The 9881-nt window shown below is 37.9% G+C and carries 7 protein-coding genes; 3 read left to right on the top strand and 4 right to left on the bottom strand.

Annotation, left to right across the window (positions count from 1 at the left end; genetic code table 11):
* Window positions 1-189: 189 nt before the first annotated feature.
* From AP058_RS02335 to AP058_RS02325, 3 genes are all read right to left on the bottom strand, one after another.
* Window positions 190-450, bottom strand: coding sequence for a hypothetical protein (locus tag AP058_RS02335; protein WP_066306510.1), 261 nt, complete (start codon window positions 448-450; stop codon window positions 190-192).
* Window positions 451-458: 8 nt separating this feature from the next.
* Window positions 459-803, bottom strand: coding sequence for a hypothetical protein (locus tag AP058_RS02330; protein ID WP_066306507.1), 345 nt, complete (start codon window positions 801-803; stop codon window positions 459-461).
* Window positions 804-1304: 501 nt separating this feature from the next.
* On the bottom strand, window positions 1305-1538 hold the full coding sequence (locus tag AP058_RS02325; protein WP_197413374.1) for a helix-turn-helix domain-containing protein: 234 nt from the start codon (window positions 1536-1538) through the stop codon (window positions 1305-1307).
* Between the two features lie 873 nt (window positions 1539-2411).
* Here AP058_RS02325 and AP058_RS02320 point away from each other — a divergent pair.
* From AP058_RS02320 to AP058_RS02310, 3 genes are read left to right on the top strand one after another with little or no spacing between them, the layout of a single operon-like run.
* Entirely contained in the window at window positions 2412-5477 is a 3066-nt protein-coding gene (locus tag AP058_RS02320) for a SusC/RagA family TonB-linked outer membrane protein (RefSeq protein ID WP_066306498.1), read from the top strand.
* 10 nt (window positions 5478-5487) lie between these two features.
* Window positions 5488-6888, top strand: coding sequence for a RagB/SusD family nutrient uptake outer membrane protein (locus AP058_RS02315; protein ID WP_066306492.1), 1401 nt, complete (start codon window positions 5488-5490; stop codon window positions 6886-6888).
* The gene (locus AP058_RS02310) at window positions 6875-9490 is read left to right on the top strand and encodes a S9 family peptidase (protein WP_066306490.1); all 2616 of its coding nucleotides are present in this window, start codon (window positions 6875-6877) and stop codon (window positions 9488-9490) included. The genes AP058_RS02315 and AP058_RS02310 overlap by 14 nt, the downstream gene beginning before the upstream one ends.
* A gap of 67 nt (window positions 9491-9557) precedes the next feature.
* Here the strand turns inward: AP058_RS02310 and AP058_RS02305 are convergent, their stop codons facing one another.
* Window positions 9558-9833, bottom strand: coding sequence for a DUF6520 family protein (locus AP058_RS02305; RefSeq protein WP_066306488.1), 276 nt, complete (start codon window positions 9831-9833; stop codon window positions 9558-9560).
* Window positions 9834-9881 lie beyond the last annotated feature (48 nt).

Here is a 9881-nt window from a genome sequence, read left to right as displayed (position 1 = left end):
ATACCAATGTGAGGGCATATTAGAGGAAAAAGAAGTTTTTTCACAGCCTGACGTTTCGCGGCTTTGCGAGGTTGCGAACTTCGTAATCGAGATTTTTCGGCTAAGATAAAATTTCTTGCGAACGATAAACTTGAATTTTGCACTTATTTCGCAATCTCGCAAAACCGCTGTTATAGCTAGTGCGAATATTTAAATATGGATGATTTCAAAACCTAAATTTCGCAAATATTCTTGAGCCATATATGTTTGAAAGTTCCTAGGATTTGGATTTAGTTCTTCTTCATTCGCATAAAAATTTCCCCACGATATTAATAGTTTGCATGGATAAGTTTCATTTTCATATTTCATCGCCCATTCTTTGGCTTCGCGTAACGCTGGAATTCCTTCTCTTTTTATTCTAATTATCGCTTGGAAAATATGTTCACGCTCAATATTTTTTGGAATTGGCATATTAAAATTTAGTTTGTTGCATCATAGAATTTGGCTGTGGCTTCCTCTAATTCAAAGTTATCTATTTCTTTATTATATCTAAAACTCAGAGGTCCTTGGTTTTTTACAAGAATATTATCTGAGCTTTTTGCATCATCTCCGAATATCACGAATACCCGAGCACCAACTTGAATATTTTTAACTAAAATGTGATCTCTATCATTTTCGTCTTGGATGATTTCACTATTAAGGATACGGACTTCTTTAACCGTATCAACTAAGCGATGTTGGCGATTTTTGAAACCATTTAAAAGATGGTCATTAACGACTTTCTTCAAGTCGCTGTTTATTTTTTCTTGGTCTTTTTCTCTCATGATGTTTAGAATTGATGTTGATTATGATACGATTTTTTAACGCATTGGCTATAACTTGTATATACACGCTACATTAAAGAGCCAATCTACCCAAATCACGTAGGTTAGGCGCTATTCGACAGCGTTTTTTGTGATTCTCAAATATATAGTATTTTATTTATAAATTATCAACTAGTCTTAAAACAATAAAAGACACCTCACAGCATCTTTCATTTTTACCTGCTCTTCCAGCTATCATTATGTTGATAATTTTTTCTAATGTCATTGACCTTTATACCTATAAAAACGCCAATTACATAAATCACAACTATCCCTATTATTTCATACCAGTTCATCCCTACTATAAATTTGATTAAGTGTCAAACTAATAGCTCTATTGAGATAGTTACAAATAGTATAGTGTGTGATTCCCGAATTGAATACTATAGTTCAAGTGTTTTTAATAAAAAAAAAGATGCCTAGCATCTTTTTTTATCTCTAATTCCTTTCTTTTATCGAAATCTAATTTCCATTTTCAAATAAATCTTTAATTTCAACTTTTAAAGCTTTCGCAATTATAAGAAGAGTTTTAACTGTTGGGTTTGTTTCCCCTCTTTCAATTCTACTAACCTGATTTTCTGACATACCAATTTCAACGGCTAATTTGGACTGAGAAAAGTCAGTTGTCTGTTCTCTAATTTTCCTAATCATCGCTCCAAGAGCTATCATTACCTTATTTAGTTCCTTTTCTTCCACACGATAAATTTGCAGCATAAAAAAATATTAACCCTACACATATATGTGTGGTTAATTATTTTTAACTATATTTGTTTTTGAATTTATATATTTGCGATTCTTCAAATACAATTTTGAAGCATTCGCTTAGAATTTCGTCTTAGAAAACTGGTAATTTTAAAAGGAACGAAATGATAAGTAAGATGCTCACGTCCCATGGCGTGGGCTCACTTATTGTTCCCGGGTATACCAGTACCTCTAAGGCAGTAAGCTGAGTTCCATGCCATTTTTTATGGCTATACCTCAGCTGGTTTTAAGCCAATCTTCCTCATTTTCAAAGCCTCGCATTCATTTTTTATCTATTCTAACCAGTAAAGCCCGTGAGCCTATGATTTAATAATTATTACTATCTAAGTCCTATGTCTGTATTTTATCTTTGTCCCAAATTGACTTATCCGATTGACAACAATATAATGCTTAAAAAAATACCTGCACCGAAACACCTTTTGAATCAAATGGACATAATTGAATTTGAGTTGGTTATCACGAGGTGCAGATTGTTTTTTAGTCTATAACAAACAAAAAAATTAACCTTTTAAACAATTGAACAATAAATGAAATACTACAAACAAATGCAAATTGCATTAATAGTGGCTTTAATAGCAATAGTATGCCTGTGGTTATATGGTTGCAACTGTTTTTAAAGATTTAAAAATAGCTAAAGCTTATTTAGTACAAACACTAACTCTAAAAAAACGCCTATGAAAAAATAAACCCTTTAAACCGTAGCGCCTTCGTGGCACACACATAAAAAAAGGCCCTCTCACTGTCTGGACAACTGAAAAGAGGACCAATGCTAACAAAACTAACGTTTCATTTAACTATACCAAAATTATGAAAAAAATTTCATTAATCAGAGTTAGGGCGGTATTGTGGTATATGCCTATTTGCATAATACTGAATACTAACCTTGTTCTTGCAAAAAAAACCGTAATCCCTTCGACTATTTTTAAACCTTACAATAGCTTGCGAAAGGAGAATCTGAAACAAGTTCAGATTAAACAAATTACCGGAACTGTTACTGACAATCGAGGGTCAATGCCGGGAGTAACCGTTTCTATTAAAGGAACGAAAACGGCTGTTATTACCGATTTTGATGGGAAGTATGAGATAACTGCTTCCGCTACAGATACACTGGTTTTTTCCTTTATGGGCTACAAGACTATAGAAATGCCCGTAAATACTAGCACTATAATTAATGTACGATTTCAGGAAGATGCCACAAACCTGCAAGAAGTAAAAGTCAATGCTGGTTATTATTCCGTTAAAGAAAGCGAACGCACGGGTAGTATAGCCAGAATCACTGCTAATGATATTGAAACGCAGCCTGTAACGAATGTACTCGCAGCGATGCAGGGTAGGATGGCGGGGGTTGATATAACTCAACAGACAGGAGCTCCAGGTGGTGGCTTTGACATTAGAATTCGCGGAATCAACAGTTTACGCAGTACTGGTAATGCACCATTGTATATTATTGATGGGGTTCCTTTTAGCTCGGATGCGATAGGGGATAGGCAAACTTCGACTTCATTGCCGAGTGCTACCAGTCCGCTTAATACGATTACGCCTAGTGCTATTGCCAGTGTCGAAGTGTTGAAAGATGCTGATGCGACAGCTATTTATGGTTCGCGTGGTGCTAATGGAGTAGTACTTATTACCACTAAAAAAGGGAAAGCGGGGAAGACTCAATTTGCGGTCAGTAGCACTACCGCTGTAGGGCAAATTACCAGAACGACCGATTTAATGGGCACTCCTGAATATTTGATGATGCGGGAACAGGCCTTTGCCAACGATGGAATCACTACTTATCCTTTTAATGCTTACGATGTAAACGGTACATGGGACCGTAATCAAAATACTGATTGGCAAAAGGAATTAACCGGTGGTACTGCTGAAATAAAGACGATGCAATTATCCGTTTCGGGAGGTTCGGCACAGACACACTTTTTGCTTAGTGGAAATACCTATAGTCAGGGTACGGTATACCCTGGGGACTTTGATTATAAAAAAGGTGGAGTACATCTAAGTTTAGATCATGAGAGTATTGATAAAAAATTTAAAGTGACATTCTCCGGCAGTTATGATATTCAAGATAATGACCAGCCCGCAAGAGATTTAACACGCATATCTCGAAATTTAGCTCCTAATGCTCCCGCTCTTTATAATGCTGATGGTACCCTGAACTGGGAAAATAGCAGTTGGGAAAATCCGTTAGCGGCACTTTATGCAAAGGCATTGTCAAAAACGAATAGTCTGGTAACTAATGGATTGTTTTCCTATCAATTAGACTATGGATTTACCGCTAAGACCAGTTTTGGTTTTACGGATTTGCAGCATCATGAAACCCGGAGTAATCCTTCGACCATTTATGATCCCATTTATCAGGCCGCTGCTTCTTATTCTTCCATCTATCTTACGACCACTGCTCGGCAATCATGGGTAATTGAGCCGCAGTTGCAATGGCAAAAACAGCTCGGTAAAGGAAAGTTTGATGTGCTCGTGGGAGGTACTTTTCAGAACGAAACTACCAATCGATTGGTCCAATTTGGATCCGGTTTCACCAGTAACAGTTTGCTATATAACTTGGCTTCAGCGAGTTTGAGTAGAACTAATTTTGACGATGAAATTCTTTATATGTATCAGGCTTTGTTTGGCAGAGTGAATTTTTCATGGCAGGATAAATACTTTGTGAATCTGACCGGTCGTCGTGATGGTTCAAGCCGATTTGGACCAGGTAAGCAATTTGCTAATTTTGGCGCTGTAGGTATGGCTTGGTTATTCTCTGAGGAAAAAGTAATTAGAGAGGATTTTTCTCTTCTGAGCTTCGGAAAAGTACGCGGCAGTTTTGGTGTTACCGGAAATGACCAGATAGGTGATTATCAATATTTGGATACTTATCAATCATCAACGAGTGTTTATGATGGTACTGTGGGATTGAGACCTATACGACTGTTTAATCCTAACTTTAGTTGGGAAAGTAACCAAAAAATAGAAGCAGCGATCGAACTTGGTTTTCTAAACGACAGAATTTTCACGACTGCGGGTTGGTACCACAACCGTTCCTCCAATCAACTTATAGGTATGCCGCTGCCTTCGACTACTGGTTTTACCACCATACAATCTAATCTTGATGCTACGGTTCAGAATACAGGATTAGAATTGACATTGCGCACGCTGAATATCCAGAAGGATTCTTTTGGATGGACCACTGATATTAATATCACTTTTCCAAAAAACAAGCTGATTGCTTTTCCCGGTCTTGCAACCAGCAGTTACCGTAATCAATATGTGATAGGGGAATCCATCAATATTCAGAAATTATATCATTTTAGCGGTGTGAACCCACAAACGGGTATCTATGAGTTTGAAGATGTGAATGGCGATGGTGCTTTATCTTTTGCAGATGATGCCCAGACAATCAGGGATTTCAGCCCGGAATACTATGGCGGAGTACAAAATCAGTTGCGTTATAAACGGTTTCAATTGGACTTTCTTTTCCAGTTTGTAAAGCAATTGAATTGGAATGCTGCTTCGCAGTATTCGGCTCCAGGTGCTTTTGGCAACCAACCCCTTACGGCAAATGGGGGTTGGCAACAGCCAGGAGACAATGCTACTATGCAAATTTACACTACTGGTTTGAATAGTGCCGCAGTGACTGCCTACGGACGTTATGCCTATAGTAATGCCGCAGTGAGTGATGCGTCGTATATCCGCCTTAGGAACGTTGCTGTTTCTTATAGTGTACCCACTTATTTGAAAGGATTGCAATGTAAACTATCCTTGCAGGCCCAAAATTTGTTGACAATTACCTCGTATGATGACGGTGATCCTGAGTTCAGAAGTTTTAATTATTTGCCTCCACTACGAGTTATCAGTTTAGGAGCCGAAATTAAATTTTAAAAAAGCTATTATGAAAAATAAACAAAATATAATTAGATTTATTGGATCTGCCATACTATGTTGCTTAGTACAAAGTGTCGTTATTTCCTGCGATTCTTTTGTGGATGTGGAACAGCCGAACTCTCAACTGACCAGTGAAGCCGTTTTTGCAGATTATACTACTGCGACCGCTGCTATGAAGGATATCTATGGTAAAATGAGAGATGGTGGTCTATTAACGGGCAAGTCTGTTGGGCTTTCTCATTTGTTAGGTCAATACACTGATGAATTGGTGTGTTATCAAACCGGAATTACTACTGCAGAACCTTTTTACAACAATGGGCTGACGGCCACCAATTCTTTTGTACAGGAATTGTGGACAAGTGCCTATAGCCAAATTTATGCCACCAATGCCGTGATTGAAGGTGTTAGCCATTCTACTACTCTTAGTACGGTCGAAAAGCAGCAGCTTATGGGCGAAGCATTGTTTGTTCGAGCGTTATTACATTCCTATTTAGATGGTGTTTACGGAGGTTGTCCTTATATAAAAACTACTGATTATCAGAAAAATAGTAGCGTGAAGAGATTGCCTCAGGCAGAAGTCTACGCTCTTTGTATTGCTGATTTGGAGGCTGCTGCTGCTTTATTGCCGAAGTCCTACATAAGCATAGGACGCGTTAGACCAAACCAATTTGCCGCTAAGGCTTTATTAGCAAGACTGTATTTATATAACAGGCAGTGGTCTGAAGCTAGTAATGCAGCTTCGGCTGTCTTAAATGAAACAGGTCTCTATGTCTGGGAAGGAAATTTAGACAAGGTGTTTCTGAAAGGATGCAGCAGCACTATTTGGCAATTTGCTTCCAGTAGTGGTACAACTAATACACAGGAGGGAGCTTTGTTTGTATTTAATGCCGGACCGCCATCAAGCGTTTCGCTCAGTACTGAACTGTATAATTCCTTTGAAGTAGGTGATCAGCGTAAAAACCGTTGGATTAGAATTATTAACAAAGGTACTGCTGCCTGGTATCATGCCTACAAGTACAAGCAAGGTATCGGAACAGGTACTTCGACCGAATATTCAGTGATGCTGCGACTTGCTGAGCAATATTTAATCCGAGCGGAAGCACGAGCGCAGCAGGGAGATTTAATTGGAGCAAAAGAAGACTTGAACTTTGTTCGCAGTACAGCAGGACTTGGTAATACTGTGGCGGTGACTAGTTCAGAAATAATTGAAGCCGTACTTATGGAGCGAAGATTTGAATTGTTTACAGAAACTGGGCACCGCTTTTTTGATTTGCAACGTAACGGAAAATTGGATACAAAATTGTCAGTGGTTAAAGGAGGATGGAATAGTACGGATGTTTTTTGGCCAGTACCCCAATCGGAATTATTGATTAACCCTAATCTTGCGCCACAGAATGAAGGCTACTAATATAAAAAATCTATTTGTTTTATTAGTTATTTTATTTTCCTGCTCGGTATTGGGGCAGGTTGTACTCAAAAAACACCTTACCGAGGCTGATTACCAGTTATGGAGTACGATGGAAATGAAAGAGGTCTCTGCCAAGGGGGGCTGGGTGAGTTATCATTTAGCCTATGAAAGTAAGAATGATACACTTTTTGTAAGGAATAAAACGGCAACCAAAACCTATAGCTTTCCGAAAGGTTATGAGGGTAGGTTTGCTAATGACAGTTGGTTTAAGTGTATGCTTCCTGATAAAGTATTTACGATAGTAAATCTAAAAAATGGTAGTACCAGAGTAATAAAGAACGTAAAGCAAAGTGCTTTTTCAAGTGACGGATTAACTCTAATAACCTTATCTGATTTGAACCAACTTTCTATTGGCCCAATTAATGGTAGTGTTGTTAATAAAATAGAAGATGTAGCGGAGTTTTCCCTAAATCCGTCTGGTACTGCTTTGGTTTATACAATAGATAAAGAGATATCCTCCTTAAATTATTGCCTTTTTGATGGCGGTAAAGTTCAAGTTCAATCACTAGCTTCTGATGCTGAAGCCAGTTTTAATAATATAATTTGGCAAGGAGAAGGAAATGCTTTTGCTTTTGTGAAAAGCTATAAAGATAATCTAGATGTTCGTAATACCAAGAACTTGTATTTGTATCGCTTTAAAGACAGTAAGTTGTATGGCTTTGATGCTAATACAGTTTCGGATTTTGCTAAAGGCAGTAGCATATTACCCCCTTTATGGACTCGCTTTGTTATATCAGAGGATGGCAAACGGGTGTTCTTTTTTAATAGCGAAACTGCCAAATCAAATGCGGAAAAACCGATAGTACAGGTATGGAATGGAAATGATTCTTGGACTTATAGTCAGGTTCAAAAGGAGGGTCGTTTGGATATTGCACCAAAATGTGCGGTTTGGTTTCCGGATAGCGGTCAATTTAGACTGCTTACTACCACTTCACAGCCAAAAATTATGCTAAGTGGCGACCAGCAGTATGCGATTACCTATAATCCTACTGTGCAAAAGCCGCAGTTTGATTTTCATAATAAAATCGACTGGTATGTTACTAATTTGAACACTGGTAAACAAACGCTTTTTTTACATGATAAAAGTTGTATTATGGGAGATGTCACCTCATCTTACGGTGGTAAATTTATTACTTATCGTAGCGATTCCCATTGGTGGGTTTATGAACTAGCGACGGGGAGACATATAAATGTTAGTGCAGGTATTTTTCAAAAGATTTATGAAGTGTCAAATGATAGAGCAGGGCACCATGCTTATGGAATTGCGGGATGGACAGCTGATGATTCATGCATACTTATTTATGATGAATATGATTTATGGTCAGTTAATTTAAAGAACTTGAAAACAGAACGATTGACTAAAGGAAGAGAGCAGCAAATTGTATTTCGGCTCGCTAAAGCTTTGGGGCAGAACGATCGACTTATGAATTTTGATGGATTCATTTTTCCTAAAATTAATTTAGAAGCTGGTATTTATCTAAAAGCTGATGGCAAAATTACTAGACAATCAGGTTATTATCGATGGAAAGGTGTTGAGGATCCTTTAGTTTTTGCTGACAAAAGTATTACCGAGTTTGGATTTAGCAAAGACTGTGAAACCCTTTATTACAAAGTAGAAGATTATAATACCGCACCAGCGATAATGACAATTAGCAAAAGATCGGCAACTCCTACAATGGTTTTCAAAAGTAATCCGCAACAAGTAGCTTATCATTGGGGTAATTCAAAGCTTATTAGCTATACTAATTCAAAAAATAAGCAGCTACAAGGAGCTTTGTACTATCCAGCTGATTACGATTCGAGTAAAAAATACCCCATGGTCGTTTATATTTATGAAAAGTTGAGTCAACATTTACATAACTATGTCAATCCGAGTTTATATAATGGAGGAGGAGCCAATATCAGTAATTTAACTGCTCAAGGATACTTTGTCCTGTACCCCGATATATCCTATGAAATGGGTCATGTAGGTAGTAGTGCCACAGATTGTGTTGTCTCCGCGACTAAGGCTGTGATTCAGATGGGCTTAGTACACGCTGATAAAATTGCTTTGACGGGTCATTCATTTGGAGGTTATGAGGTCAGTTATATTGCTACCCAAACACCTATTTTTGCAACGATCATTGTTGGAGCCGGTGTGACTGATTTGATTAGTAGTTATTTTTCGATTGGCTGGAATAATGGCAGGCCTGAAATCTGGCGATATGAGTATGATATGTGGCGTATGGGTAAATCGTTCTATGAAGATATGGATGGTTATTTGCGAAACTCACCGATTATGCATGCACAACAGATTAGCGCGCCAATTTTAATATGGACCGGTGAGTTGGACCTGCAAGTTCATTACCATCAAAGCATAGCATTTTACAATGCTTTACGACGATTAGGTAAGAAGGAGATCATGCTTATCTATCCCGAAAACAGGCATGTTTTAACTCAGGGTAGGGGTCAAATCGATTTTACGCATAAATATGAACAATGGCTTGCCACTTTTTTAAAGGATGCACAGCCATCGGAATGGATAAAGAAGGGTATTGAATAAGTTATTTTTAAAAATTAAAGGCAGTTCCCTCGAAAAGGAACTGCCTTTTTTTTGACTTTCCAACTTTTTAGTTAGGTTGTCTAAACAATTCCACAGTACAGTCATTATTGCTGTCCATACCGAAAATCTGTGCTCCGCCTGTTTGCGTTTCTGTACAGAGTACCAATGTTGGTTCAACCGAACAGTTGTTTTTAAAGACACATTGTGGTCCTTGTTTGATGTAACCTGGCTCTAAGGTTGCAGCACTTGATTTAACAGCGTCTTTAGATGCAGTTGTTGCGAACGCTCCGGCTGCCGCAGCGGTACAAAGCGCTACTGACAAAAAAAATTTTACATTTTTCATAATGTTAAAAATTAAAGTTATTCATTTGATCTACTCTTTTCTACAGGT

The organism is Flavobacterium sp. TAB 87 (assembly GCF_001529295.1).
Classification (GTDB): domain Bacteria; phylum Bacteroidota; class Bacteroidia; order Flavobacteriales; family Flavobacteriaceae; genus Flavobacterium.
The sequence above is the reverse complement of the archived record's forward strand: the minus strand, read 5'-3'. Positions and strand labels throughout refer to the sequence as shown.